Here is a 25506-nt window from a genome sequence, read left to right as displayed (position 1 = left end):
GGAAAAGTCGTGGTGTGCGCGGCGATGAAGAAGCTGCTGCAGCTGGCTTATGGCGTGCTGAAATCGGGTCGTCCGTTCGATGCCGAAATATGTCTTGCCAGGTAACCGGCAAGACGGTATCTACAGTCGCAGGATGCCAGGTCACAGGGTGCGCATTGATGAGCACCTGGTGGCGAAGGTCGGGGCGTATCGCAAAGTGTATGGTATTTAAGGTTTGCCGCGGTCGCCATGAATGGCGCCCCTAAAGTCGCAGGATGCCAGGGCGTAGGGTGCGCATTGATGCGCACCTGGTGGCGGAGGTCGGGGCGATCGCAAAGAGTACGGTATTTAAGGTTTGCGGTGGTCGCCAGCGCCGCACGATAGCGTAGCGGCGCAATTTATTGCGCGATGGATCGCGCCGCTACAAATCCGCTGTGCGTATTAAACCAGCTGTGCGGCAATCAGCGGCCAGCGGCTGTCGAAATCGGCGGTCGGACGATAACGGAACTCCGAGCGTACATAGCGTGACAGCAAACCTTCGCAGAACGCCAGCAGCTGGCTGGCGAGCAGCGTCTCATCGGTCTGGAAACCTTCGCCGTCGCGCATCTTCTTCTCTTTCATCACCTGGCGCAGCTGAACTTCGATACGCTCAAACAGCTGATTAATGCGCCCCTGCAGGCGATCCTGTTCAAACATCAGCGCGTGGCCGGTCAGGATGCGTGTCAGCCCTGGATTACGCTCACCAAATCCCAGCAGCAATTGCACGATCAGACGCAGACGCGCCATCGTCTCTTTTTCATCTTTCAGGATCAGATTGATGCGGGTAATCAGACTGTCTTCAATAAATTCAATCAGGCTATCAAACATGCGCGTTTTGCTGGGAAAGTGGCGATATAACGCCGCTTCAGAAACGCCGACATTGGCGGCCAGCTTGGCGGTGGTGATACGCTGACTGCCATCGCCCGACTCCAGCATTTGCGCCAGCGCCTGCAAAATCTCTTCGCGACGATTCCGTTTCGCGACTTTTTTTTCTGCCATGACCTTCAACACCCCTGAAATTCACCAAAAACAGGCAATACTGCCTTATCTGCCACAGATAAAGCGGCCTGTGGCGACAAGAAATAAAAAGATGGCTATGCGAAAAGTGAGCGTATTACTGACGTCCAGAGTGTCCGAAACCGCCTGCGCCGCGATCGCTGGCGTCAAAATCTTCCACCAGGTTAAATTCGGCCTGCACCACCGGTACAAACACCAGCTGAGCCAGGCGATCGCCAGGCTGCAGCGTGAAGCTATCCTGGCCACGGTTCCACACTGAAACCATCAGCTGGCCCTGATAGTCGGAGTCAATCAGGCCTACCAGGTTACCCAGTACGATGCCGTGTTTGTGACCGAGACCGGAGCGCGGCAGGATGACGGCGGCCAGTGACGGATCGGCAATGTGAATCGCCAGGCCGGTCGGCACCAGCGTGGTCATGCCCGGTGCGATTTCCAGTGCGTCATCAAGGCAGGCGCGCAGATCGAGACCCGCGGAGCCAGAGGTCGCATAGGTGGGTAGTGGGAATTCCTTGCCTACGCGCGCATCAAGTATTTTTACGTCGATTTTTTTCATCATAACGGCTGACAATCTCGTCTATTAATTGTTGGCCAAGGAGCGTCTTATCACTGAGCGGTAAGACTTTCTCTCCCTCCTGCCAAAAAAGGTGAAGAGCATTGGTGTCGCTATTGAAGCCCTGCCCGGCCTGCGCCACATCATTGGCGCAAATCAGGTCCAGGTTTTTCCGCACCCGTTTTTGCCGCGCGTATTCTTCCACATTCTGGGTTTCGGCAGCAAATCCCACCACGAAAGGGCGCTGCACTTTGAGCGCCGCGACGCCTGCGACAATATCCGGGTTCTTCACCAGCTGCAGCGTGACGTTATCATCGCCACCCTGTTTTTTAATTTTCTCTGCGGCAATGTTTGCCGCCCGGTAGTCTGCCACGGCTGCGCTGGCAATGAAAATATCTTGTTGGCTGATTTGCGCCATCACCGCCGCTTCCATCTCCAGTGCGCTGTTGACATCAATGCGCGTCACGCCGGCGGGCGTGGCTAAGCTCACCGGACCGGAAATCAGCGTCACGTTTGCGCCGCGCTTTGCCGCCGCCGCCGCAACCGCATAGCCCATCTTGCCGGAGCTGTGATTACTGATATAGCGCACCGGATCCAGCGCTTCACGCGTCGGACCGGCGGTGATCATAATGTTGAGATGTTGCAGATCGTTGACGGGCGCGGCCCACTCCAGCGCATGCGCAACGATGGCCAGCGGGTCCAGCATGCGGCCCGGGCCGATATCACCGCACGCCTGGCTGCCGCTGTCCGGTCCCCAGACCAGCACGCCGCGCTGCGCCAGACGCTGCAGATTCTCCTGCGTTACTGCCGCGCGGTACATCTGCTGGTTCATGGCCGGCACGATGGCGACCGGTGCCGCGCTGGCCAGGCAGGCGGTGGTGACCAGGTCGTTTGCCATGCCGGCGGTAATGCGTGCAATCAAATCGGCGGTTGCGGGCGCAAGCACAATCAAATCGGCCCATTTTGCCAGTTCGATATGGCCCATTGCCGCTTCGGCCGCCGGGTCGAGCAGGTCATCAAACACCGGATAGCCGGAAACCGCCTGCAGGCTGAGCGGCGTAATAAAGGCTTTGGCCGCATCGGTCATCATCACGCGCACATCCGCGCCGCGATCGCGCAGACGGCGCACCAGTTCCGGTGCTTTATAGGCCGCGATGCCGCCACTGACGCCCAGCAGAATTTTTTTTCCGGCTAATCCCATCATGTTGTTTGCCTCACTTCAACGCAGAGTGCCGCGCCTGGCGCGACAGATGCAGGCAACTTTATCACAAAATCGGCGACCCGCCTTTTCACTGCCTGCGCCCTTTGCGAGCCGGCTCTGGAATTTGTCACGCGCCGCTGGTGGCCTGCAATGCACCGGCGCAGAATGGCGGCATTGCAGGGAGGGCGGAACGATGACGGAACTGGCACCACGGGAAAAACTGACGCTGCTGGGCGCCGAGGCGCTAAGCGATGCCGAACTGCTGGCGATCTTTTTACGCACCGGTACCCGCGGCAACAGCGTGATGGGGCTGGCGCGGCTGATGCTGAATGAATTCGGTTCGCTGTATCGCATCATGACCGCCAGTAAAGAGGAGCTCGGGCAGATAAAGGGCGTCGGCAGCGCCAAAATGACGCAACTGCATGCCATTGCGGAACTGGGGCGGCGCTTTTTTGCCAGCCAGCTGGCGCGCGAAAATGTCATGGAGAATCCGCAGGTCACGCGCCACTACCTGCAAAGCGTGCTGGCACATCAGGAGCGTGAAATCTTTATGGCGCTGTTTCTGGATAACCAGCACCGCGTTTTGCAGGCGCAGAAGATGTTTTCCGGCTCCATTGCCAGCGTGGAAGTGCATCCGCGTGAAATCGTGCGTGAGGCGCTAAAGCTCAACGCGGCGGCGGTGATACTGGCGCACAATCATCCGTCCGGCATGGCGGAACCGAGCCGTGCCGATCGCGAGATTACCAGCAAGGTGGCGCAGGCCTGCGCGCTGCTGAATATCCGCTTATTAGATCATCTGGTGATTGGTCACGGCGAGTTTACCTCTTTCGCCGAGCGCGGCTGGTTGTAATTCGCGGCGTCAACTGGGCAGAAATCCGGCGTTTTTGCGCGATCCGGAGGGATCTTTATCTGTTCGGGACTTGAGCACTTCGGCTTAGCGGCGTATACTACGCCACCTTTGAGAATCTCGGGTTTGGCGTTTGGGCCAGCTTAGCGGGTTCACATGGAACTCGCCTGGGCGGGCTAAGGCCTGACGAGGCGGCCAAAACCTAGTTTTTAAAGCTCGAGCTGATTTGATTTTTGGAGAATAGAAATGTCACGAGTCTGCCAGGTAACTGGAAAGCGTCCGGTGACCGGTAACAACCGTTCCCACGCAATGAACGCGACGAAACGCCGTTTCCTGCCGAACCTGCACTCTCACCGTTTCTGGGTTGAGAGCGAGAAGCGCTTCGTTACTCTGCGTGTATCTGCTAAAGGTATGCGTGTTATTGATAAAAAGGGCATCGATACGGTTCTGGCCGAAATCCGCGCCCGTGGTGAGAAGTACTAAGGAACTGAATCATGGCTAAAGGTATTCGTGAGAAGATCAAGCTGGTTTCCTCTGCTGGTACAGGTCACTTCTATACCACCACGAAGAACAAACGTACTAAACCTGAGAAACTGGAACTAAAAAAGTTCGATCCGGTTGTACGTCAGCACGTGATCTACAAAGAAGCCAAAATTAAGTAATTTTGGTGTTCTTGCGAAAAACCCGGCTCCGGCCGGGTTTTTTGTTTCTGCGCTACGTTGAGGAGATGAGATGCCTGAATTACCTGAGGTAGAAACCAGCCGACGCGGTATAGAACCTCACCTGGTGGGAGAAACCATTCTGCATGCCATTGTGCGCAATCCGCGTCTGCGCTGGCCGGTTTCCCATGAAATCCACGCGCTGAGCGACCAGCCGGTGCTCAGCGTACAGCGCCGCGCCAAGTATCTGCTGCTGGAGCTGCCGCACGGCTGGATCATCATTCATCTTGGCATGTCCGGCAGCCTGCGCGTCCTGCCCGGCGAACTGCCGGCTGCGAAGCACGACCACGTTGATTTGGTGATGAGCAATGGCAAAGTGCTGCGCTATACCGATCCGCGGCGTTTTGGCGCCTGGCTGTGGACTACCGATCCGGAAGGCAGCAGCGTGCTTGCGCACCTTGGTCCGGAACCGTTGAGCGATGCCTTTAGCGGCGGGTATCTGTATGAAAAGTCGCGCGGCAAACGCACGGTGATCAAGCAGTGGCTGATGGACAACAAAGTGGTGGTGGGCGTGGGGAACATCTATGCCAGCGAATCGCTGTTTACCGCCGGGATCTTACCCGATCGTCCGGCGATGAGCCTGAGTGAAGCGGAAGCGGAACTGCTGGCGAATACCATCAAAGCCGTACTGCTGCGTTCGATTGAGCAGGGCGGCACCACGCTGCGTGATTTCCTGCAGACCGACGGTAAGCCAGGCTATTTTGCGCAGCAGCTGCAGGTGTATGGCCGTACCGGCGAGCCCTGTCGCGCCTGCGGTACGCCGATCCTCAGCGGTAAACACGGTCAGCGCAGCACCTTCTGGTGTCCACGCTGCCAGCACTGATTACGGCTGCGCCAGCTTCGCCAGCAGCGCCTGATGCACCACGGCAGGCAGAAATGCCTGCACGTCACCCTGATGGCGCGCCACTTCCTTGACCAGCGACGACGAGACAAATGAGAAGCCTTCGGACGGCATCAGAAACACGCTCTCCAGCGTGGGCAGCAGATGACGATTCATGTGCGCCAGCTGCAGCTCATACTCAAAGTCCGATACCGCACGCAGACCGCGCACCAGCACGTTCGCGTTCTGCGCCTGGGCAAAGTTCGCCATCAAATCGCTAAAGCCAACCACCTCAACATTTGGCAGATGGGCCGTAACCTGGCGCGCCAGATCGACACGTTCATCAAGGCTAAACAGCGGCTTCTTACTCGGGCTGGCGGCAATCGCCAGCACGATGCGATCAAACATCTGCGCTGCACGCGTGACGATATCCAGATGGCCCAGCGTCATCGGGTCAAACGTGCCGGGATAAATCGCTTTAGTGCTCATACGCGGCCCTGTGTTGAGGTGTGATGCAGCGCCCAGAGCGCCGAGTATTTATTAAAGGTGTATTGTGCGTTGACCACCGCCAGAATCCAGCCCTGTTTACCATCGAGAAAACCGGCGCGCAGCAGCAGCGTCTTAATAAACGCGCCCGCGGTGTGGCTGAAAACAGAGAGAATACTGCAGCGCTTGCCGCGCTGAAAGCGCTCCTGCGCCCAGGCTTCGGCATAGTTCATCTGTTTACGCTGGAAGGTGATCAGGTCGCGGCAGGTCAGGTGTTGCAAATCACCCGGCAGCGCCACCACCGGCGTGCCCTGCGTCTCCAGCGATTCGTGCACCAGATTGTCGTTATAGCGCAGATGGCGCGGATAGAGGCGCAGCACGCGGTCGGGATACCAGCCGCTGTGGCGCATAAAGCGGCCGAGAAACAGATTACTGCGGCCGAGGCTATAAACCTTATCGCTGGGCGGCTGTGTCAGCACCTGCTCAATGGCGCGGCGCAGTTCTGGCGTAACCCGTTCATCGGCATCCAGCATCAGAATCATATCGCCGCTGGCAAAGGCCTGGGCGCGCTGACGCTGCTTACCAAAGCCGGCCCAGCCGTCTGCCTGATAGACCTGCGCACCATGCGCGCGTGCCACCTCTATGGTCGCATCGCTGCTGCCCGAATCCAGCAGAATGATTTCATCTGCCCAGCTGACGGAAGCCAGCGCCTCCGGAAGGAGTTCAGCTTCGTTTTTGGCGATCATCACCACGGAGAGACGTTGGCGTTGCGACATGCGTTAATGAGCTCGTGGAGGCAGATGCGGTTCGAGTAACTGTAGCAGACGCTGCAGTGCGCCCTGATTCTGGTGCAGCACGTCTACCGCGTGGCGGCCGTAGTAGCGGCGATAATCGTCATCCTGCAGCAGGTTCGCCACTTCTTTTTCCAGCGACACCACATCAGTAACGGTAATCAGCCCTTCCGCCTGTTGCAGACGGGCGCAGATATCTTTGAAGTTCCAGATGTGCGGGCCCATCAGCACCGGAATGGCGTGCGCAGCGGGCTCGAGCGGATTATGGCCGCCGCGCTCCACCAGGCTGCCGCCAACAAAGGCCAGATCGGCGATGCCGTACAGCAGCATCAGTTCGCCCATGGTATCGCCAATCACCACCTGCGTGGCGCTGGAAGGGATCTCGCCGCTGCTGCGCAGGGTAAAGCTGAAGCCGCGTTTTTGCGTCAGGTTGCAGGCATCTTTAAAGCGTTCCGGATGGCGCGGCACCAGAATCAGCAGCAGATCCGGGAACTGTTGCAGCAGACGGCGATGGGCGTCGAGCACGATGGCCTCTTCGCCTTCGTGCGTGCTGGTGGCGATCCACACCGGCCGGCGCGACGCCCACTGGCGGCGCAGCGTCACCGCGCGTGCTGCCAGTTCCGGCGTAACGGAGATATCAAACTTGAGACTGCCGGTCACGGCCAGATGCGAGCGCTTCAGGCCGAGGCTGAGGAAACGATCGCCATCTTCGACGTTCTGCGCGGCGATCAGCGTAATGCGCTGCAGCAGGTCACGCATGAAACCGCCGAGCTTTTTATAACCTCTGGCGGAGCGTTCAGACAGGCGCGCATTGGCAATCACCAGCGGAATCTGGCGCTGATGCAGAATGCGAATGATGTTCGGCCACAGCTCGGTTTCCATGATAATCACCAGCCGCGGGTCGACGGTATCGAGGAAACGGTTGATTGAGCCGGGCAAATCGTACGGCAGATAGACGTGGTGCACGTCTTTGCCAAACGCCGACTGGGCGCGCTCGGAGCCAGTCGGCGTCATGGTGGTCACGGTAATGGGCAGCGTCGGATAGCGATGACGCAACGCGCGCACCAGCGGCACGGCGGCGAGCGTTTCACCGACCGAAACCGAGTGCAGCACGATGCCGTGCGGTGCCACTTTACCGCTGCAGTAGCCGTAGCGTTCCGCCCAGCGTTTACGATAGGCCGGTGCTTTTCGACCGCGCAGCCACAGGCGCAGCCAGATCAGTGGCTGAATCAGATAAAGCAGGGCTGTATAGAGAGTCGTCATAGTTAAGGTTACGACCAGTTCGCGTCAAAAAACACAGTAAAGGCGGCATGTTAACAGAAACTGACCGCCTGCTCATACCACTTCGTCAACGGGTTTGCAGGACGTGCTGATAAAGCGAAGTCAGCGCCTGCGCCAGTCTTTGCGGACCATAAGGTTCAATTTTGCGACGTGCGGCTTCGCCCAGCGCCGGATTGTGCGAAAGTGCGGGCGTTGCGATTACCGCTTCGTTTAACGCTTTGATATCCAACGCATCGCAGACAAAACCCTGTTCACCGTTGGTGATAAATTCTGCGCCGCCGCAGCCGGTGCTGGTAATGATTGCCAGCCCGCAGGCCATCGCTTCCAGCACCACATTGGGGAACGGATCGTACAGCGTTGGCAACAGCAGCGCATCGGCAGCATGATAAAACGGCTGAACGTCCTGCTGCACGCCCGCAAAGCGCAGGCGGTCAAGACAGTTAAGCTGGTTCGCCAGCTGCTGATAGCGCGCCAGCTGTTTGTCCTGGCCGACCACCACCAGGTAGCGATCGCTATTAGCGACCGCTTCAATAGCGGCCTTTAGCCCTTTGCGTTCGAAGCCGGAGCCGACGTAGATCATCACCGTGGCGTCCTGCGGCAGGTTGAGTCGCTGACGCGCGGCGTGACGCAGCGTATCGCTGGCAGGCTGAAAACGCTGGCTATCAATGGCGTTGTGAATCACATGGATTTTGCTGGCATCCAGCGCGAAGTGACGCAAAATATCCTGCTTCACCATGTGTGAATTACAGATTACCGCTTTCAGCGAGGGCGCGTTGAACATCTCCGCTTCCGCCTGCAGCACATAGCGATGGTACGGGCTCAGGCTGGCGCTCAGCCGCTGCCACGGCGAAACAATGCGCGCGCGCTGCTCCAGCCATACGCGATGCACGCCGTCACCGGCGCGGAAAATATCGCAGCCGGCGATGCGCTCGTGGCTCTGTACGATATCGAACTTTTCCCGCTCCCAGCAGGCGCGCGCCGCGCGGGCAAAGCCGCGTTCACGCGAAATGCGGCCGAATTTTGCCGGATTGCAGATGTGCAGGTGCCAGGCCGGGTTCGGCGTGCCCTGCCAGCTGCGGGTAATGATGTTGAGATCGAGCTGCTCGCTGTCCAGCGCTTCCAGCGCGCGTGAGATAAAGCGCTCGGCACCGCCGTCCGGCCGGTATTTCTGCCGGACAATCGCCAGCCGTAACTTAGTCATGCAAAAGGCTCCTGGCGGCGGCAAGCACATCCTCAACCGGGATGGCAGACAGATAGCGCTGCTCGGTATTGGTATTGATCGAATCCGGTGACGGCAGCGGCGCATAGTCGCCCGCCCAGATAACGCGGTTATTGTCGCCCCACGGGCGCCAGTGCTGCAGCTTGGTCGGGCCGAACAGCGCCAGGCACGGCGTCTGCAGCGCCGCGGCCATGTGCATTGGTGCGGAATCGACGCCAATAAACAGCTGTGCCGCGTCGATCAGCGCCGCCAGCTGCGGCAGCGAGAGCTGGCCCGCCAGCGACACCACGTTCGGCGTGCGGCACAGCGACTGGATATGGGCGATCATCGCCAGCTCTTTCTGATCGGGCGCGGCGGTCAGCACCACGCTGCGACCATCAGCGGCCAGTGCATCTATCAGCTGCGCCACCTTTTCATCTTCCCAGCACTTAAAAACCCAGCGCGAGGTGGGCTGCAGCACCACAAACGGGCCGGTAATCGACTGCTGAGCGAGGACATCCTGCACTTTTTGCTGGTCGGCGGTGCTGAAATGCATGGAGGCTGTCGCCCCGGCGGTGGGAATGCCGAGCGGCTGCAGCGCCGTCATGTTTTGTTCCACGGTATGCAGCTGATGGTGACGGTCGGTGGAAACCAGCTGGTTATGACACCAGCGCCAGAACACGTTGTCGCGCTTGCGGTACGCAAAGCCAATACGCACCGGCGCACCAGACAGGCCGGTAATAATGGCGCTGCGCCACTGATCGGCCAGATTAATCACCACATCGTAATGGCAGGCGCGCACCGCCCGCACCAGCGCGACCTCATGGCGAAACTTCTGCCAGCCGCCTTCCTTTTTCCAGTTGCGATCGATGATATGCAGCTGACGGATCGCCGGATGCGCTTCCAGCATCGGGCGCGTCTCTTTATACAGCAGCACATCAATGTTGGCCTGCGGATAGCGCTGGCGCAGCGCATTGATGGCAGGCGTGGTCAGCAGCATATCGCCATGATGACGCAGCTTTATCAGCAAAATATTTTGCGGTGCAAAGTGGGCTGGAATCGGGCTTGCCATACTCAAATCATCTCAAAATTCAGTGAGCTGATTGTAGGGCAAACCCTGGAGGGGTTAAAGCCGCGGCGGGCGCTTATTTATTGCGCCAGCGATAAATGCGGCTCAGCCACAGCAGCAGCTGATACCACTGACGCGCGCCGCGCGCATTGCGCAGCATGCGTTTGTGCGTCTGGCTGCTAAACAGATCGGCGATCATTGCCTGGCGCGCTGCGGCGTCCGGTTCGCGCCGGATAGCGTGGCACACGCTGAGCGCTTCGCGGGTAATCTGCGCGTGGAAGCTCGGGTAAATCTTCACCTTGTGACGATAGCGCGTATTAATCTCTTCCAGCATGCGCGCGATTTTCAGGTAGTGACGCTGATAGTCGACGTTGTGCTGGCCGGTGCGCTTGCGGTTGCTGATCGACGCATCGTGCATGTAGTAGCGATACAGCACCCGATCGGTGTAGCGCACGCGCTGTACGTTGAGCATGAACTCAGTGGTCCACGGGATGTCCTGATGATGCAGACCGGGTTCAAACTGCAGATTAAGCTGTTCGATCAGCTCACGGCGGTAGATACCGAGCCACACGACGTGCAGGTAACGCCGGGTTTTCAGCGCCTTGTTGAGCCACTCCGGCCCGCTTAATACGCCGGTGCTGGTGAGGCGATCCCGCGGAATCATCGGCTTAATTGTCTGGCTGGCCTTGAAAAACCACTCGGCGTTGCACTGCGCAGCGTCCAGCCGATCGCGCTCCGCCATGTCGACCAGCGTCTGGTACATCGCCGGGTCCATGGTGTCGTCGGCGTCGGGAAAGCTGACGTATTTACCCCGCGCCACGGCCAGCCCGGCATTACGCGCACGCGACACGCCACCGTTCGGCTGATGAATCACCTGAATATGCTGGTACTGCTGCGCCAGCGCGTCGGCGCGCTCGCCGGAACCGTCGGTGGAGCCATCGTCAACAATGATGATCTCCAGCGACGTCAGGGTTTGCGCCAGCAATGCATTGATACAGCCAGTAAAATCAGCACCAGCGTTAAACATCGGGATAATGAGACTGAGTAGCGGGGATGAGTTATCGGGCTGCGCTGTCATGTTCTTCGTTGTTCCGTCGCGCCAGGCGCTGCTGCTGCCGGGTGCGGATAAAATCATGGATATCATTTAGCTTGCGTTCATCCAGCTCGAACAGCTGTTCAACCGGATGGGCAAATTTGTATTGCGCAGCGAACACAAACGAAGAGGGCGCGATGTGGTTCGGGCCAATTAAGAGCACGTCACCCAGCGGCCTTTGCTCCTCTACGCAGCAGGGACCATAAATTAAAATCACCGGTACCTGTTGCGCGTCGGCAATATACACATTGCCGGAATCCGAGGCGATATAGAAATCCATCTCGTTAATGGCGGCAGGCAGCGCCTCGAGCGGAATTTTACCTACCAGACTCACCAGATTGTTTCGCTGACCGGCAACTTTAAACAACTCCTGAACGCGTGATTGTTCATTCGGTGCGCCGAAAGCAAAAAAAGTGCAGGGGAGATCGCTCAGGTGGTCGAAAAGCCGACACCAGATTAACGGCGGAATGGTTTTGGCCTGATTTCCTGCCGTTACGCTAATACCAATACGGATGCCCGGCGCCTGCGTAATTTCCGCGGGCAGCGTTTCCGGTTGCCACAGTGGCAGGGTGGCATGTTTGGGATAACTCTCTTTGGTAAAAGAGCGATCGGCCAGTTTCAGGTAATTTTCCAGCGTTAAGGTATTTTTCTCGTGATAAACCACGCCGCTGGCCGTTAAATAAAACAGGCCCTGATAGCCTTTGCGCCGATAGCTGGAAAGAAATTGTTTGTTGCTGGCATTGCAGCAGGCGGCAATAAATAAATTGAGATTGGTGGGATGCAGCAAATAAATATTGTCGTAGCGATTGAGCAGCTGCCATACCAGTTTTATTTTTTTCATCAAACCGGAGCGATGATCTTCGATATACCAGATGTGCTCCAGCGTGGCGTCACGTTCAGCCAGCGGGGCGACACTATAGCTCAGCAGGGCATCGCTTTTTCCCAGGTGGGATAATAACGGCGTGATATTAATATAGTCGCCGATTTTAGCGGTTTGTATCACCAGGTTTTTACCGGTGCGGCCATGGACAAACTTCATCACCCATTTGACCGGCGAAAAAAGAATAAACAGTAGTACGTACGTCAAGTAGTCATCCCCATGATTCGGTCACACCGTCATGGGGGACCTGTTAACCTGAAACGTGCTGCGTGGTTGAAAATGACGTCTCCGCCACCTGAATAAGCTGCAGGTATTGCTGGCAAACAACGCTCAAACTATAAATGCTTAAGTCCAGATGTTGCAACCTGGGGGGAGTTGTATAAATTTCTCGCATTTTTTCTGCCAGCGATGTTGCATTCATCTCTGCCAGACCGCGTGACAGTTCGCCGGTGAGGATCGAAACAGGACCGCCCGGACAGCGCGTACTGACCACCGGGGTGCCGCAGCTCAGGGCTTCGACCAGCACATTACCAAAACCTTCACTGTCGGAACTGACCACCAGCAGGCGCGCGTGCCGTATCCAGGGATACGGGTTGCGCTGAAAACCCTCGAAGCGCACGCGCTCCGCAATGCCTGAATTCTGCGCCTGCTCACGCAATTTTTGCGTTATTTTTTCGCTTCCCTGTCCCAGCAAAACCAGCGGCGCGGTGATGCCACTCAGGGCATAGGCTTCGAGCAGGCGGTCATGGCGTTTGGTTTCATGGAAGCGTCCCACGTGCACCAGGAAATCGGTGCCGGCTAACGGGCAGGGTTCAGCGGCCAGCCGGGCGAGGCTGTCAAAATCGAAAGGATTGGCGATCACTTTGGCCTGGCGGGGCTGTACGCCAATGTTTTGCACCATATCGTCGATGACGTACTGCGAAACCCCGACGATTTGGCGATCCTGATAAACGTGACGGATTTTCAGCCGCTTCAGCCACAGCGAGAAGCCGGTTTTACGTGCCAGATACGAAGCAGAAAACACGCCGTGCAGACAGAACCAGGTCCTGTCTCCATCGAGCGCAGGCGTTTGCCTGACAATGCGGTCAGTTTTATGCAGATGAGAGAGGATCAGATCAAATTTGCCGTGACGCGCTTCACTGTCGCGCACCGCACGATCCAGCAGACGCGCGCGGCGCCATGTTTCTGTCAGCTTGCGCCACGGGTGGTTACAGCGATCAAGAATCACCTGGTAATCCACGCCAGCCGGAATAGGGTAATCACATACCTTCCGCAATGAGAAGATCGAAACCTGGTGTCCCTGACTGAGGAAGCCCCCCGCCAGAGTCAGTACGACTTTTTCGGCGCCGCCGCCCGGCAGGCCATCAATCACCATTAAAATGCGTTTCGACAAAATTTTTTACCCCTACATGCCAGTCTGCTGTAAAGACTTAGCTGCTATCATTCCCGGTGCTATCAGGACTTAATATAAGAAAATTCAATTAATTATTTTTATGGCCAGGTAATTTTACACGAACGTGCGCTCGGTTAATTGCTAAAATTCAGGCCAGTGAAGAGTTTAAATTATTCTAGTTTAACTAATCTTATACCGCTATCGACTTCCCCCTGAACCCGTATGGGAAAAGTTTGCGCCCGTCAGGAGCGTTGCGTACCATAGCGATTATAACACTGTAATTCACCGGATAAGTTATGGAAAAACCTGCCTTTTTAATTACCCTTGATACCGAAGGGGATAACCTGTGGCGCAATCGCAGCGGCAAGGTCACTACCCATAACGTCCGGTTTTTACCGCGCTTCCAGGCGCTGTGTGAGAAATACGCTTTTAAACCGACCTGGCTGACCAACTATGAGATGGCCAGTGACCCGGCTTATGTCGAGTTCGGGCGCGATCTGCTGGCGCGCGGTCAGGGCGAAATCGGTATGCATTTACATGCCTGGTACAGTCCACCTGAATATGCGCTGACCGACGATGAGTGGCGTTACCAACCTTATCTGATCGAATATCCTGAAAACGTCCTGCGCGATAAAGTCGCCTATATGACCGATCTGCTGGAGAACGCTTTTCAGCGTAAAATGACCAGCCACCGCGCCGGCCGCTGGGCATTCAATGAAGTGTACGCCCGCGCCTTGATCGATCAGGGCTATCTGGTTGACTGCTCGGTTACGCCGCGCGTGAACTGGCGTAATGCGCAGGGTGCACCGCAGGGACAGGGCGGAACGGATTACAGCCATTTCCCCGATCGCGCTTATTTCCTCGATGAACACGATATTTCCAAACCGGGCAACGGTCCGCTGCTGGAACTGCCGATGAGCATTCAGTATCGCTACGGCACACTGACCAATCAGCTTAAAAAAATGTGGAATGGCATCCGCGGCAGGCAGCGCGGACCGTCAGTGAACTGGCTGCGTCCGGTGGGGGGGAATCTGGCCCAGATGAAACAGGTGGCAGAACAGACGCTCGCACAGGGCAACGACTATGTGGAGTTCATGCTGCATTCATCCGAGTTTATGCCAGATGGCAGCCCCACGTTTAAAACGGAGGCTGATATTGAACGCCTGTATGACGATCTGGAAGGCCTGTTCAGCTGGCTGGCGACCCGGACGCAGGGCATGACGCTCACGGAGTTTGCCCGGCTGAAGCAACAGCAGCGCTAAGCCGCCCAATCGCGTTACAGCGCGATCTCAGCCAGCATGGCCATCACGTCGTCAGGCTGAATGCCTGCCATGCTGCTGCCCTGAGCGGGCCGTAACGCATGCTGATTCCTGCCATAGCCACCAATCAGACCCGGGTCAGTCGGGCCGAACAGGGTGATGTTGGGGCGATCCAGCGCGGCGGTCAGATGGCTCAAACCGGTATCCACTGAGACCACCGCACGGGCGCCCGCCAGCTGCTGCGCCACCTGCTCCAGCGTCAGCTTCGGCAACACCTCTGCATGATCAAACCCTGCTGCCAGCCGCTGCGCGCGCTGGTGCTCGTGTTCGGCGCCCCACGGCAGCCTGACGTGCAGGCCAGTGGGCTGAACCCGCGCGATGAGCTGGCGCCAGTGATCTTCCGGCCAGTGTTTGTTGTCGCGCGTTGTGGCGTGCAGAAACACCAGGTACGGTTGGCTATCCTGCGGTTGCGCCGCGAGAAAATGACCGGCAATGGCATAGTCGCCCTGCGTGGCCGGTTTATCATAGCCCAGACTTTTGGCGAACAGTTCGCGCGTGCGTTCCACGGCGTGCTGCTGCTTACCAATCTCATGACGCTTGTCATACCACCAGCTGGCGAACGGTTCACGTGCGCTGCGGCTGTCCTGACCATGTTTGATGCCTTTGGCGAGGCGCGTCACCAGCGCGGCGCTTTTAATCAGCCCCTGGGCATCAATCACCACGTCGTACTGACGTGATTGCAGCTCGCGTTTGAATTGCACGCGCTCTTCGCGCTGCTGGCTGCCAAACCAGTGTTTGCGCCAGCGACGAATCGCCACCGGCAGGACTTTATCGACGGCCGGATGCCAGCCGGGGATCTGCGCAAAATTCTCTTCCACCACCCAGTCGAAGCGAATGCCGGGAATCGCCTGCATCGCGTCGGTCAGCGCCGGCAACGTGTGCAGCACATCACCCATCGACGAGGTTTTAACAATCAAAACGTGCATGGTTACTCCTGCACCGGATGCAGCAACTCGTTGAGTTCCTGATGCACGCGTGCCGGTTGAATATCAATCAGGCTCTGATGATAGCCCTCTGCGGCATCGCCTTTGCGCACTTTGTGGTAGCCGGTAATCAGGCGAATGATGCGCGCCTGATGGGACAGCGGCGGCGTGAAATCCGGGCTGCTCGGGCCATACAGCGCCACCAGCGGCCGGTTGAGCGCGGCGGCAATGTGCATCAGTCCGGAATCATTGCTGACGACCGCAGCACAGTGGGCGATCAGAATCACCGCCTGCTCCAGCTGCGTTTCGCCCGCCAGATTGCGGCAGTGCGCGCGTGCCGTGTCCGGCAGCGCCTGCAGGATCGCCTCGCCGGTTTCCCGATCTTTAGCCGAGCCAAACAGCAGCACCTGATAGCCTTCAGCAATCAGCTGTTCTGCCAGCGCGGCGTAGTGATAGTGTGGCCAGCGCTTCGCGGGACCAAATTCGGCACCGGGGCAGAAGCCGATGGCCGGGCGATCGGCCGACAGCGCAAACTGCGCTGCGGTCATGCGTTTTTCATCGTCGTCGACGCGCAGCTGCGGCCACAACAGCGGCTGCGGCAACTGTGCTGCCGCCGCAACCGGCTGGTCATAGCCCAGCGCCACATAGCGCTCCACCATTAAGGGAAACGCGGCTTTGTCCAGCACACGCACGTCATTCAGCACGCCATAGCGCATTTCACCGCGCCAGCCGATGCGGCGTTTGATGCCGGCAAAAAACGGCACCAGCGCCGATTTAAACGAGTTTGGCAGCACATAGGCGCGATCGTAACCGCTGGCCCGCAGCGCTTTGCCCAGGCGACGGCGCTCACCCAGCGCCAGCGCACCGTGGCCAAGCGGCATCGCCAGCGCCTGATTCACTTCCGGCATGCGTGACAGCAGCGGCCGGCACCAGGCCGGCGCCATCACATCAATTACCGCCTCAGGGTGCGCCTGTTTCAGCGTGCGATAGAGACTTTGCGACATCATCATATCGCCGACCCAGGAGGGGCCAATAACCAGAATTTTCATCGCCGGTGCCGGTTTCCTTATGCGTGACGGTTCAGCCAGGCCATGTATTCGCCCACGCCCTGCGCAACGGTTTTAAACGGTTTGTCATAGCCCGCGGCGCGCAGTTTGCTGAGATCCGCCTGCGTAAAGGCCTGGTAGCGCCCTTTCAGTTTGTCCGGGAACGGGATGTATTCGATCTGGCCTTGCTGGTGGAACTTCAGCACCGCATCCGCCACTTCCTGGAAGGATTCGGCACGACCGGTACCACAGTTATAGATGCCGGATACGCCGTTTTCCCAGCACCACAGATTGACCGCCACCACATCATCGACGTGGATGAAGTCACGACGGAAGCTGTCGCTGCCCTCGAACAGCTTAGGATTTTCACCGTTGCTGATTTGCGTATTGAGGTGGAACGCGACGCTCGCCATGCTGCCTTTATGGCCTTCACGCGGCCCGTACACGTTGAAATAGCGGAAGCCGCACACCGGCGAATCCGCTTCCGGCAGAATCTGGCGGACATAGTGGTCGAACAGCATTTTTGAGTAGCCGTACACGTTGAGCGGCTGCTCGTACTGGCGCTCTTCAATGAAGTTCTCGTTACGCCCGCCGTAGGTGGCGGCCGAGGAGGCATACAGGAACGGAATTTCACGTTCGAGGCAGAAGTGCAGCAGATCTTTCGAGTACTGATAGTTGTTATCCATCATGTACTTACCGTCCCACTCGGTGGTGGCTGAACAGGCACCTTCATGGAACACCGCTTCAATCGGACCCAGATCTTCACCCGACATGATGTAGGTGAGGAACTCCTCTTTATCCATGTAATCCGCGATGTCCAGATCCGCGAGATTCACGAATTTGGTGCCATCTTTCAGATTATCCACCACCAGGATATCGGTATGACCGCGATCGTTGAGCGCTTTCACAATGTTGCTGCCAATCATGCCCGCGCCGCCGGTTACGATAATCATATGCTTTGCCTTTAAACAGTTGGGGTGAAACAGGAGGTTTCACGCACGAATATCTAACATCATAACATTTCAGCCCGATGCGGACAGCCAGATGACGCCGATCGCGCTGCACAAATCCTGCGCGCCGCGTGAACTATGCTGCAAAACGGAGATTTCCCTGGCTGAATTGTCGTCCATTCGCTTTTCGATCAGTAATATGTGCCAAAATTTTGCTATCTGAGGAGCAGAATCATGTCCGATCAGTTCTATTCACAAATCCGGCAACAGCTTGAGACAACGCGGCAGGACGGATTGTTCAAACAGGAGCGCACCCTGACCTCGGCGCAGCAGGCGGAAATCAACGTCGCCAATAGCCCGCCGGTGATTAACTTCTGCGCCAATAACTATCTCGGCCTTGCGAACCATCCGGCGCTGATTCAGGCCGCCAAAGACGGCATGGACACGCATGGTTTTGGCATGGCGTCGGTGCGTTTTATCTGCGGCACGCAGGACAGCCATCAGCTGCTGGAGCGCCGGCTGGCGGAGTTCCTCGGCATGGAAGAAGCTATCCTGTTCTCCTCATGCTTCGACGCCAACGGCGGGCTGTTTGAGACCCTGCTGGGCGCGGAAGACGCGATTATCTCGGATGCGCTCAACCATGCGTCGATCATCGACGGCATCCGCCTGTGCAAAGCCCAGCGCTATCGTTACGCCAACAATGATATGGCTGAGCTGCGCGCGCGCCTGCAGGAGGCCCGCGACAAGGGGGCGCGCCATCTGCTGATTGCCACCGACGGCGTGTTCTCCATGGATGGCGTGATCGCTAACCTGCAGGGCATTTGCGACCTGGCCGATGAGTTTAATGCGCTGGTGATGGTGGATGACTCGCACGCGGTAGGCTTTGTCGGCGCAAGCGGACGCGGCACGCATGAATACTGCGGCGTGATGGATCGCGTGGATATTCTGACCGGCACGCTGGGTAAAGCGCTGGGTGGCGCGTCCGGCGGTTACGTGGCGGCAAAACGCGAGGTGGTTGAATGGCTGCGTCAGCGCTCGCGCCCTTATCTGTTCTCCAACTCGCTGGCACCGGCGATTGTGGCCGCGTCGCTGCGCGTGCTGGATCTGCTGAACGAAGGCGATGGACTGCGGCAGCGGCTGTGGGAAAACGCCCGCTTCTTCCGGGAAAAAATGACCGCCGCGGGCTTTACGCTGGCCGGTGCCGATCACGCCATCATTCCGGTAATGCTGGGCGATGCCAAAGTGGCGCAGCAGTTTGCCAGCCTGCTCCAGCAGGAAGGCATCTACGTTACCGGCTTCTTCTATCCGGTGGTGCCGCAGGGCCAGGCGCGCATTCGCACGCAGATTTCTGCCGGCCACACTCAGGCGCAGCTGGAGCACGCGGTGGCGGCCTTCACGCGCATCGGACATCAGTTAGGGGTTATCACTGCAGGAGCCAACGGATGAAAGCACTGGCTAAACTGAAAGCGGAAGAGGGGATCTGGATGGTGCACGACGCGCCGGTGCCGGAGCCCGGTCATAACGATCTGCTGATTAAAATCCGCAAAACCGCCATCTGTGGCACCGATGTGCATATCTATAACTGGGACGACTGGTCGCGCAAAACCATTCCGGTGCCGATGATCACCGGCCACGAATACGTGGGCGAAGTGGTCGGTATCGGTCAGGAAGTGAAGGGTTTCGCCATTGGCGATCGCGTATCGGGCGAAGGTCACATCACCTGTGGCCACTGCCGCAACTGTCGCGCCGGCCGTACCCATTTATGCCGTAATACCGTGGGTGTCGGGGTCAATCGTCAGGGCTGCTTCGCTGAATATCTGGTGATCCCGGCGTTTAACGCATTCAAAATTCCCGACAATATTTCCGACGAGCTGGCGGCGATTTTCGATCCGTTCGGTAACGCGGTGCATACCGCGCTCTCGTTTGATTTGGTAGGTGAAGACGTGCTGATCTCCGGTGCCGGACCGATTGGCATTATGGCGGCAGCGGTGTGTAAACACGTCGGCGCGCGGAATGTGGTGATCACTGACATCAATGAGTACCGCCTCGGGCTGGCGCGTGAAATGGGCGTGACGCGTGCGGTCAACGTGGCGCAGCAGAATCTGCGCGAGGTGATGACGGAACTGGGCATGACCGAAGGCTTTGATGTCGGACTGGAGATGTCCGGCGCGCCGCCGGCGTTTCGTACCATGCTGGAGACCATGAATCACGGCGGACGCATTGCGCTGCTGGGCATTCCGCCGGGTGAGATGTCGATTGACTGGAATCAGGTTATCTTTAAGGGGCTGTTTATCAAGGGGATTTACGGCCGTGAGATGTTTGAAACCTGGTACAAAATGGCCGCGCTGATTCAGTCCGGCCTCGATCTGACGCCGATCATCACGCATCGCTATCACATCGACGACTTCCAGCAGGGCTTCGACGAGATGCGTTCCGGGCGTTCAGGCAAAGTGGTGCTGAGCTGGGATTAAACGACACACCGGCCTGCGGGCCGGTGACGCTCAGGATTGCTGTTTTTCCGCATCGGTCAGGTAACGCACCTTACGCGTGTAATCCTGGCCCTTAAAGCTCAGCGGCTGGTGCGGATCCTGCAAATATTTTTGCCATTCACTTAAGGGAAAGCCGCCATGCGCGCCAATCACCTGCGGTGGAATCACGGCCGACTGACCACCAATGCGTTTCGACACCGGCCAGTTAGCCCATTCGCCCAGATTGACCGTGCGGACATCCAGCAGGTCGAGCAGGGCAGCGAGCGGTAGCTGATCGGTTGGCGGCTGGTCGTCGTTCATCAATTCCCAGGTATCATTAAATAACGTCAGCCACAGCGGACAAATACGCTGCCATGTGCGACGGGAGGCCGCCAGATAGGCGCCATTCACGTGATCCTGCAAATAAGGGCGAACGGTGTGGTGGTAATAGGCCGGAATGTGTTCTTCTGGCGCGCCGGCCAGTTTGGCGATCATCTTGCCCTGACGGAAGCTGCTGTACAGATGATGCTCACGCATCGCAATATCCGGCGTTTTTAATAAATTGAGATCGGAATCGATCATCAATATACCTTCACCGGTCGCCTGCAAGGGGGCCTGAAGTTTAATCAGGCGGCTGCGGTAGATCTGTTTATAGCGGTAGTTTTCTTCACGAAACGGCACCTCCAGCGTCACCACACGCACGCGTGCCGGCAGCGGCGGAAAAGCGCTGGAAGGCTGATCGCTGACGATGACAATTTCGCTGATGGTGTCGGCGCAGCGGCTGGCAAAATAAGCGCTGAGCACCGCTTCTTCAATGTAATCAGCGCCGGTACAGGGAATGACCACGGAACTGACGGCAATTGTGCCCTGCGCATCCGCCTGCGTGGCGGGAATGTTGTGGCGCGAGAGAATATAGCGACGGTGTTTATTTAAAAAATCAAACATGCTTTTTTCTCTCCATGACGTTTTCCAGAATGTTTTCCACGCCCGATACGTAATGTTCAATGCTATAGCGCTCGCGCACCCGGGCGGCGGCGGCGGCGATTAAACGCTGGCGCAATGCAGTATCCTGCCATAGCGCGCTAAGATGCTGGCTAAGCTGTTGCGTATTGCCATAGTCAAACAGTAAACCGGTCTCGCCGTGTTGAATTAATTCCGACGTACCGACGACATTCGAACCTATCACCGCCGTATTCACCAGCATCGCTTCCAGCACCACGCGCGGCAGCCCTTCACTGGCTGAGGCGAGAATAAACGTATCGAATGCCGCCAGATAATCCAGCGCGTTATTTTGAAAGCCAGTAAAAATAACCTGCGCGGCAATCCCCTCTTTTTGTGCCAGCTGCTGTAAGTGCTGCTGCTCCGGGCCGGCACCGACGATCACCATTTTCCATTTAGCGGCAGGATGCGCGCGGCTGAATTCACCTAACGCCTGCAAAATATGATGGTTGGATTTACGCGCAATCAGGGAACCGATGGAGCCGAAAATAAAGGTATCCGCGGGATAATCAAAGCGCTGACGCACCGCCTCACGCACCGGCAGCGGCTGATGAATATCGATAGCGTTGGATACGGTAAAGCAGCGCTGCGCATCAACACCGCTTTTGCTCAGGGTGCGGTGTACGCCCTGTGACACAGCAATCACCGCATCACAATGCCGATTAATCATCTTGACCAGCGCATTATTGAGTAACGGATCAATGCGGCAGTGCTGAATTAACGCCACGTGAGTCTGTTCAGCGGCGAGATAGCCTTCAACGTTGGTGCTGGGCTGATTATTCATGTACAGCGCATCATAGCCACCGTCGCGTAAAATCGTCGCGATTTGGCGGGCGTTAGGCTGCATGCGCCACTGGCGATCGATGCGGTCGATGGCGCTTTTTTTCACCGCGCGGTTAAAAAACAGCAGGGTGCGCAGCGACTCTTTGGTGATTTTTGCCCAGAGCGGCTGGCGACGCTGCGCAATAAATAGCACCGGAATGCCGATCGCGTCTAATACCGAGGCAATGGTCTCCTGATTGCCACGCGCATAATTCTGATAAAAACAGCAGGTGATAGCGAAACGCTGGCGATCAATGCGCTTGAGTAATTCCAGCATGCTGTTGGTACCGCCGCCCCATTCGCGCCCGGTATCCAGCAGCAGAATTTTCTTTCTGGTTGACGTCATCTGTTCCGATATCCTTGCGCGGAAAAGGTGTGGCGTTAAATAAGGCGCAGCACGCTGCGCCTGATAATCAGAATAGCTGTTTAAGCGACTGCACGAGTGAACTGCCGGTAATGCTCTCTGTCACCACCTCCACCGCACGACTCTGCGGTACGGCAGGCAGCGGCTGGCCCGGCTTACACACGCCAGGCGCACGGAACACCGGGGTACGCGGTTTCACCGGCGTGCTGACCGGCGGCGTAGCGCCCTGGCGCAGCGGTTCGTTGAGCAACTGGCTGGGGCGGACGAGGGTGATATCGCCCGGTAGCGTTGGCAACATCTGCTGCAACACCCGTACCGTGGTGGGATGCGGATGGCCAATAGCGATGGCGTAGCCATCACGCTGTGCCAGCTTCACTGCGCGGGTGAACTGGGTGCGAATCGCCGCTTCATTCTGGCTGTCATCAAGAAATACCCGACGCTTCAGGACTTTGACCTGCGTGCCCTGTGCGGCCGGGACCGACTGGCTGTTGCCAATGGTCATGCTATCGAGGAAGTAGTAATTATAGTGATTGAGCACCTGCATCACTTTCTGCATGCCGGGCAGGCTGGAGGTCATTTTGCTGCCCATATGGTTGTTCAGACCAACCGCATACGGCACTTTGTTGCTGGCGTCACGCACGATGCGCGCGATCTCTTCGCTGCTCATCTCCGGCGTCAGCGTGTCCTTCTCCAGCGGCTGTTTGCTCAGCGGCGCCATCGGCAGGTGAATCAGCACTTCATGACCGTCCTGATGCGCTTTGGTTGCCATATCACGCGCATGAGGCGCGTTGGGCAGCACCGCCACAGAAATCGCGGCGGGCATCTGCAGCACTTTATTCTCTTCAGCCGGGCGGTAGCCGAAGTCGTCAATGACGATAGCCAGTTTTCCCGCATGGGCGGCAAAGGTGAAAAACAGCCCGCACAGGGCGGCGCTAAGCTTTTGGGACTGAAACAACACTTATCTTCCTAACCACGGCAGTGGGTTGACGGCCTGTCCCTGACGACGAATTTCAAAGTAGAGCGAGGGCGTGCCGCGGCCGCCGCTGGTGCCCACGAGGGCGATAGGCTGTCCTGCCTTCACCTGCGCACCGACGCTCACCAACGCGCTCTGATTGTAGCCATAAAGGCTCATATCGCCTTTACCGTGTTCGACGACCACAACCAGGCCGTAGCCTTGCAGCCAGTCGGCCATCAGCACGCGACCATCAGCAATGGCTTTGACTTCAGTGCCTTCCGGCGCATCAATCACCAGACCTTTCCAGCGCAGTTCGCCCTGCATTGCTTCACCAAAGCGATGTTCAATGCGACCGCGCACTGGCCAGATGGCCTGTCCGCCCGGCCGGCCAAGGCCGCCGGTGCGCGCCATCAGCTCGCGCTCGCTTTGCGTAGGAGAATAGCTGGAGCCTTTGGCTTTTGCCTGAGCCTGACGCTGGCGCACTTTTTCCGCCTCGCGCGCTTCGCGTTGCGCCCGTTCGCGCGCCTCACGTTCGGCTTTGGCGATTTTGTCCTGCAGGCGGCTTTCGTTCTGACGCATCTCGACCAGATCGGCCTGGTCTTTCTCCAGCGCGCTCTCCAGTGCGGACAACGTTTTCTTGCGTGCGGCGCTGGCGGTTTCCAGCTTGTTCTGTTGCGTCTGCTGCTGCGCTAACAGCGACTTTTGCTGCTCCTGCTTGCCCTGCAGCGCCTGACGCTGCTGCGCCAGCTCCTGCTGAGTCTGCTTAAGCTCGTCGATGTTTTTCTGCCGGGCGGCATTGAGGTAGCCAAAATAGGCCAGAATGCGTTCGCTGCGCTGTGCTTCTTCACCGCCGAGCAGCAGCTGCACGCCGTTGTGCTGGCCCTGACGAAACGCGGCATCCAGCTGCTGCGCCAGCAGTTTTTCCTGCTGCGCCTGCTGCTTTTCCAGCCGGGCAATGGCGGCGGTGGTTTGGGCGATTTCGCCGTTCAGCGCGCTCAGGCTGTTGCGGGTTTCACGCAGCTGGCGACTGGCCTGGGCAATCACTTTTTCCTGACTCTGCAGCTGATCCAGCAGCTTACTGCGCTGCAGCTTCTGCGCTTTAACGCTTTTCTCTTTTTCGGCGATGTCCTGCTGAATGGACTTTAGCTGCGTTTTGCTGTCATCGGCGCTATGCGCGGCGACGGGCAACAGCAACGCACCCGCACAAAGCAGGCTGAGGGAGATATCGGACCAGCGAAATGACAACGGAGATGCCGGGTCGTTGTAACGGGTCCTTGTGTGTGTAACGGTCGCTTTTCCCTTCATAGTCGATAATTATTCCACGATGAACAGCCGCTTACCAGTTATCCCGGCCGGGTTTTGCTTTACGAAAGATGTCGGCCACAGCTTACCGGGATAAAGATTGTCTCAATTTTGCGATTAGAACACTTTTTTTGGAAAATGACGCACAAATCGTAACTCTGCCCGCTTCACGACTGTACATGCGAAGTGGCGCAGGTATACTCAGAACCCTTGTTTTAGCTTATTAGCCCCGGTCTGGAGTCGTTACCCCTCATGCAAGAAATTATGCAGTTTGCAAGCAATCACCCCATCCTTAGTCTGGCATGGGTCGCTTTACTTATTCTGGTGATTGTAACCACCGTTAAAGGTATGTTCTCTAAGGTAAAAACCATCAGCCGTGGTGAAGCAACCCACCTGATCAACAAAGAGGACGCGGTGGTGGTAGACGTTCGTTCACGCGACGACTATCGCAAAGGACACATTTCAGGGGCTATTAACATCGCCGCAGCCGATATCAAAAAAGGCAGCTTCGGCGAGCTGGAAAAGCACAAGTCGCAGCCCATAATTGTGGTATGTGCCACCGGCCAGAGCGCCGCAGAACCGGCAGCCACCCTTAGCGCAGCGGGTTTTGACAAAGTGACCGTGCTGAAAGATGGTGTGAGCGGCTGGAGTGGCGAAAACCTGCCGCTGGTTCGCGGTAAATAACTTCCTGAGGTATCACCGCATGGCTAATGTTGAGATTTACACCAAAGTGACCTGTCCTTACTGCCACCGGGCGAAGGCGTTGCTGGATCAAAAAGGCGTGTCATACCAGGAGATTCCCATTGATGGGGACGCGGTAAAGCGCGAAGAGATGATCAAACGCAGCGGCCGCACCACGGTGCCACAGATCTTTATTGACGCGCAGCACATTGGCGGCTGTGACGATCTCTACGCGCTGGACGGGCGTCAGGGACTCGATACCTTGCTCCGCGCATAACATTTTCGACCGACAATTTTCACTTAAAGGATTCAGT

Annotated in this window: 27 protein-coding genes and 1 pseudogene; 10 read left to right on the top strand and 18 right to left on the bottom strand. The window is 57.5% G+C overall.

Annotated elements, in window-relative coordinates; all coding sequences use genetic code 11:
* Positions 1–105: pseudogene (locus F3J41_RS21625) on the top strand (IS110 family transposase); the annotation flags it as partial.
* A 315-nt stretch (positions 106–420) separates the two neighbouring features.
* On the opposite strand, the gene slmA reads toward F3J41_RS21625, so the two are convergent.
* The 3 genes from slmA to coaBC form a co-directional block, all read right to left on the bottom strand.
* Positions 421–1017 carry a nucleoid occlusion factor SlmA gene (gene slmA, locus F3J41_RS21620; protein ID WP_021507079.1) on the bottom strand — a complete coding sequence of 199 codons (597 nt, stop codon included), beginning with the start codon at positions 1015–1017 and terminating at the stop codon, positions 421–423.
* Positions 1018–1132: 115 nt separating this feature from the next.
* On the bottom strand, positions 1133–1591 hold the full coding sequence (gene dut / locus F3J41_RS21615) for a dUTP diphosphatase (RefSeq protein ID WP_031279631.1): 459 nt from the start codon (positions 1589–1591) through the stop codon (positions 1133–1135).
* Positions 1560–2789: a bifunctional phosphopantothenoylcysteine decarboxylase/phosphopantothenate--cysteine ligase CoaBC gene (gene coaBC, locus F3J41_RS21610; protein WP_166712401.1), complete on the bottom strand. Its 1230-nt coding sequence runs from the start codon at positions 2787–2789 to the stop codon at positions 1560–1562. The genes dut and coaBC overlap by 32 nt, the downstream gene beginning before the upstream one ends.
* Before the next feature lie 190 nt (positions 2790–2979).
* Here coaBC and radC point away from each other — a divergent pair, with 190 nt between their 5' ends.
* The 4 genes from radC (at position 2980) to mutM (ending at position 5175) form a co-directional block, all read left to right on the top strand.
* Complete coding sequence (radC, locus tag F3J41_RS21605) at positions 2980–3636, top strand: DNA repair protein RadC (RefSeq protein ID WP_021507076.1); 657 nt, start codon at positions 2980–2982, stop codon at positions 3634–3636.
* A gap of 243 nt (positions 3637–3879) precedes the next feature.
* Positions 3880–4116 carry a 50S ribosomal protein L28 gene (rpmB, locus tag F3J41_RS21600; RefSeq protein ID WP_010616494.1) on the top strand — a complete coding sequence of 79 codons (237 nt, stop codon included), beginning with the start codon at positions 3880–3882 and terminating at the stop codon, positions 4114–4116.
* Positions 4117–4127: 11 nt separating this feature from the next.
* Positions 4128–4295: a 50S ribosomal protein L33 gene (gene rpmG / locus F3J41_RS21595; protein WP_001051798.1), complete on the top strand. Its 168-nt coding sequence runs from the start codon at positions 4128–4130 to the stop codon at positions 4293–4295.
* 70 nt (positions 4296–4365) lie between these two features.
* Entirely contained in the window at positions 4366–5175 is an 810-nt protein-coding gene (gene mutM / locus F3J41_RS21590) for a bifunctional DNA-formamidopyrimidine glycosylase/DNA-(apurinic or apyrimidinic site) lyase (protein WP_088516674.1), read from the top strand.
* Here mutM and coaD read toward each other — a convergent pair whose 3' ends face one another.
* From coaD to F3J41_RS21550, 8 genes are all read right to left on the bottom strand, one after another.
* Positions 5176–5661: a pantetheine-phosphate adenylyltransferase gene (coaD, locus tag F3J41_RS21585; protein ID WP_021507073.1), complete on the bottom strand. Its 486-nt coding sequence runs from the start codon at positions 5659–5661 to the stop codon at positions 5176–5178.
* Entirely contained in the window at positions 5658–6434 is a 777-nt protein-coding gene (locus F3J41_RS21580; protein WP_166712399.1) for a glycosyltransferase family 2 protein, read from the bottom strand. Before F3J41_RS21580 ends, coaD begins: the two co-directional genes overlap by 4 nt.
* Before the next feature lie 3 nt (positions 6435–6437).
* Positions 6438–7712 carry a lipid IV(A) 3-deoxy-D-manno-octulosonic acid transferase gene (gene waaA, locus F3J41_RS21575; RefSeq protein ID WP_021507071.1) on the bottom strand — a complete coding sequence of 425 codons (1275 nt, stop codon included), beginning with the start codon at positions 7710–7712 and terminating at the stop codon, positions 6438–6440.
* 85 nt (positions 7713–7797) lie between these two features.
* Complete coding sequence (locus F3J41_RS21570; RefSeq protein ID WP_166712397.1) at positions 7798–8931, bottom strand: glycosyltransferase family 4 protein; 1134 nt, start codon at positions 8929–8931, stop codon at positions 7798–7800.
* Positions 8924–10000: a putative lipopolysaccharide heptosyltransferase III gene (gene rfaQ / locus F3J41_RS21565; protein ID WP_166712395.1), complete on the bottom strand. Its 1077-nt coding sequence runs from the start codon at positions 9998–10000 to the stop codon at positions 8924–8926. The genes F3J41_RS21570 and rfaQ overlap by 8 nt, the downstream gene beginning before the upstream one ends.
* Before the next feature lie 73 nt (positions 10001–10073).
* Positions 10074–11075, bottom strand: a complete 1002-nt coding sequence (locus F3J41_RS21560) for a glycosyltransferase (RefSeq protein ID WP_166712393.1) — start codon at positions 11073–11075, stop codon at positions 10074–10076.
* Positions 11056–12177, bottom strand: a complete 1122-nt coding sequence (locus tag F3J41_RS21555; protein WP_058759423.1) for a glycosyltransferase family 9 protein — start codon at positions 12175–12177, stop codon at positions 11056–11058. Before F3J41_RS21555 ends, F3J41_RS21560 begins: the two co-directional genes overlap by 20 nt.
* Before the next feature lie 43 nt (positions 12178–12220).
* Positions 12221–13345, bottom strand: a complete 1125-nt coding sequence (locus tag F3J41_RS21550; RefSeq protein WP_058759422.1) for a glycosyltransferase — start codon at positions 13343–13345, stop codon at positions 12221–12223.
* Positions 13346–13659: 314 nt separating this feature from the next.
* Here F3J41_RS21550 and F3J41_RS21545 point away from each other — a divergent pair, with 314 nt between their 5' ends.
* Positions 13660–14625, top strand: a complete 966-nt coding sequence (locus F3J41_RS21545) for a deacetylase (RefSeq protein WP_166712391.1) — start codon at positions 13660–13662, stop codon at positions 14623–14625.
* 14 nt (positions 14626–14639) lie between these two features.
* On the opposite strand, the gene rfaC is transcribed toward F3J41_RS21545, so the two are convergent.
* From rfaC to rfaD, 3 genes are read right to left on the bottom strand one after another with little or no spacing between them, the layout of a single operon-like run.
* Positions 14640–15608: a lipopolysaccharide heptosyltransferase RfaC gene (gene rfaC / locus F3J41_RS21540; protein WP_166712389.1), complete on the bottom strand. Its 969-nt coding sequence runs from the start codon at positions 15606–15608 to the stop codon at positions 14640–14642.
* A gap of 2 nt (positions 15609–15610) precedes the next feature.
* Positions 15611–16654 carry an ADP-heptose--LPS heptosyltransferase RfaF gene (rfaF, locus tag F3J41_RS21535; protein ID WP_058781669.1) on the bottom strand — a complete coding sequence of 348 codons (1044 nt, stop codon included), beginning with the start codon at positions 16652–16654 and terminating at the stop codon, positions 15611–15613.
* A 17-nt stretch (positions 16655–16671) separates the two neighbouring features.
* Positions 16672–17604 carry an ADP-glyceromanno-heptose 6-epimerase gene (rfaD, locus tag F3J41_RS21530; protein WP_021507062.1) on the bottom strand — a complete coding sequence of 311 codons (933 nt, stop codon included), beginning with the start codon at positions 17602–17604 and terminating at the stop codon, positions 16672–16674.
* A 231-nt stretch (positions 17605–17835) separates the two neighbouring features.
* Between rfaD and F3J41_RS21525 the strand changes: the two genes are divergently transcribed.
* Positions 17836–19047 carry a glycine C-acetyltransferase gene (locus F3J41_RS21525; protein WP_159377802.1) on the top strand — a complete coding sequence of 404 codons (1212 nt, stop codon included), beginning with the start codon at positions 17836–17838 and terminating at the stop codon, positions 19045–19047.
* Positions 19044–20072, top strand: coding sequence for an L-threonine 3-dehydrogenase (gene tdh, locus F3J41_RS21520; RefSeq protein ID WP_058781667.1), 1029 nt, complete (start codon positions 19044–19046; stop codon positions 20070–20072). The genes F3J41_RS21525 and tdh overlap by 4 nt, the downstream gene beginning before the upstream one ends.
* A gap of 30 nt (positions 20073–20102) precedes the next feature.
* On the opposite strand, the gene F3J41_RS21515 is transcribed toward tdh, so the two are convergent.
* From F3J41_RS21515 to envC, 4 genes are all read right to left on the bottom strand, one after another.
* The gene (locus F3J41_RS21515; RefSeq protein WP_021507059.1) at positions 20103–21014 is read right to left on the bottom strand and encodes a hypothetical protein; all 912 of its coding nucleotides are present in this window, start codon (positions 21012–21014) and stop codon (positions 20103–20105) included.
* Positions 21007–22236, bottom strand: coding sequence for a glycosyltransferase (locus F3J41_RS21510; protein ID WP_166712387.1), 1230 nt, complete (start codon positions 22234–22236; stop codon positions 21007–21009). The genes F3J41_RS21515 and F3J41_RS21510 overlap by 8 nt, the downstream gene beginning before the upstream one ends.
* 67 nt (positions 22237–22303) lie before the next feature.
* On the bottom strand, positions 22304–23209 hold the full coding sequence (locus tag F3J41_RS21505) for a divergent polysaccharide deacetylase family protein (protein WP_166712403.1): 906 nt from the start codon (positions 23207–23209) through the stop codon (positions 22304–22306).
* A gap of 3 nt (positions 23210–23212) precedes the next feature.
* Positions 23213–24514: a murein hydrolase activator EnvC gene (gene envC / locus F3J41_RS21500; protein ID WP_031279626.1), complete on the bottom strand. Its 1302-nt coding sequence runs from the start codon at positions 24512–24514 to the stop codon at positions 23213–23215.
* Positions 24515–24763: 249 nt separating this feature from the next.
* Between envC and F3J41_RS21495 the strand changes: the two genes are divergently transcribed.
* Together F3J41_RS21495 and grxC are read left to right on the top strand one after the other, a co-directional pair.
* A complete protein-coding gene (locus F3J41_RS21495; protein ID WP_058759412.1) occupies positions 24764–25195 on the top strand; it encodes a rhodanese-like domain-containing protein in 432 nt (143 codons plus the stop codon).
* Between the two features lie 19 nt (positions 25196–25214).
* Positions 25215–25469 carry a glutaredoxin 3 gene (grxC, locus tag F3J41_RS21490; protein WP_166712385.1) on the top strand — a complete coding sequence of 85 codons (255 nt, stop codon included), beginning with the start codon at positions 25215–25217 and terminating at the stop codon, positions 25467–25469.
* The last annotated feature ends 37 nt before the right edge of the window (positions 25470–25506 follow it).

Origin of the sequence: Pantoea sp. Ap-870 (assembly GCF_011752515.1) — a bacterium.
Classification (GTDB): domain Bacteria; phylum Pseudomonadota; class Gammaproteobacteria; order Enterobacterales; family Enterobacteriaceae; genus Pantoea; species Pantoea dispersa.
The sequence above is the reverse complement of the archived record's forward strand: the minus strand, read 5'-3'. Positions and strand labels throughout refer to the sequence as shown.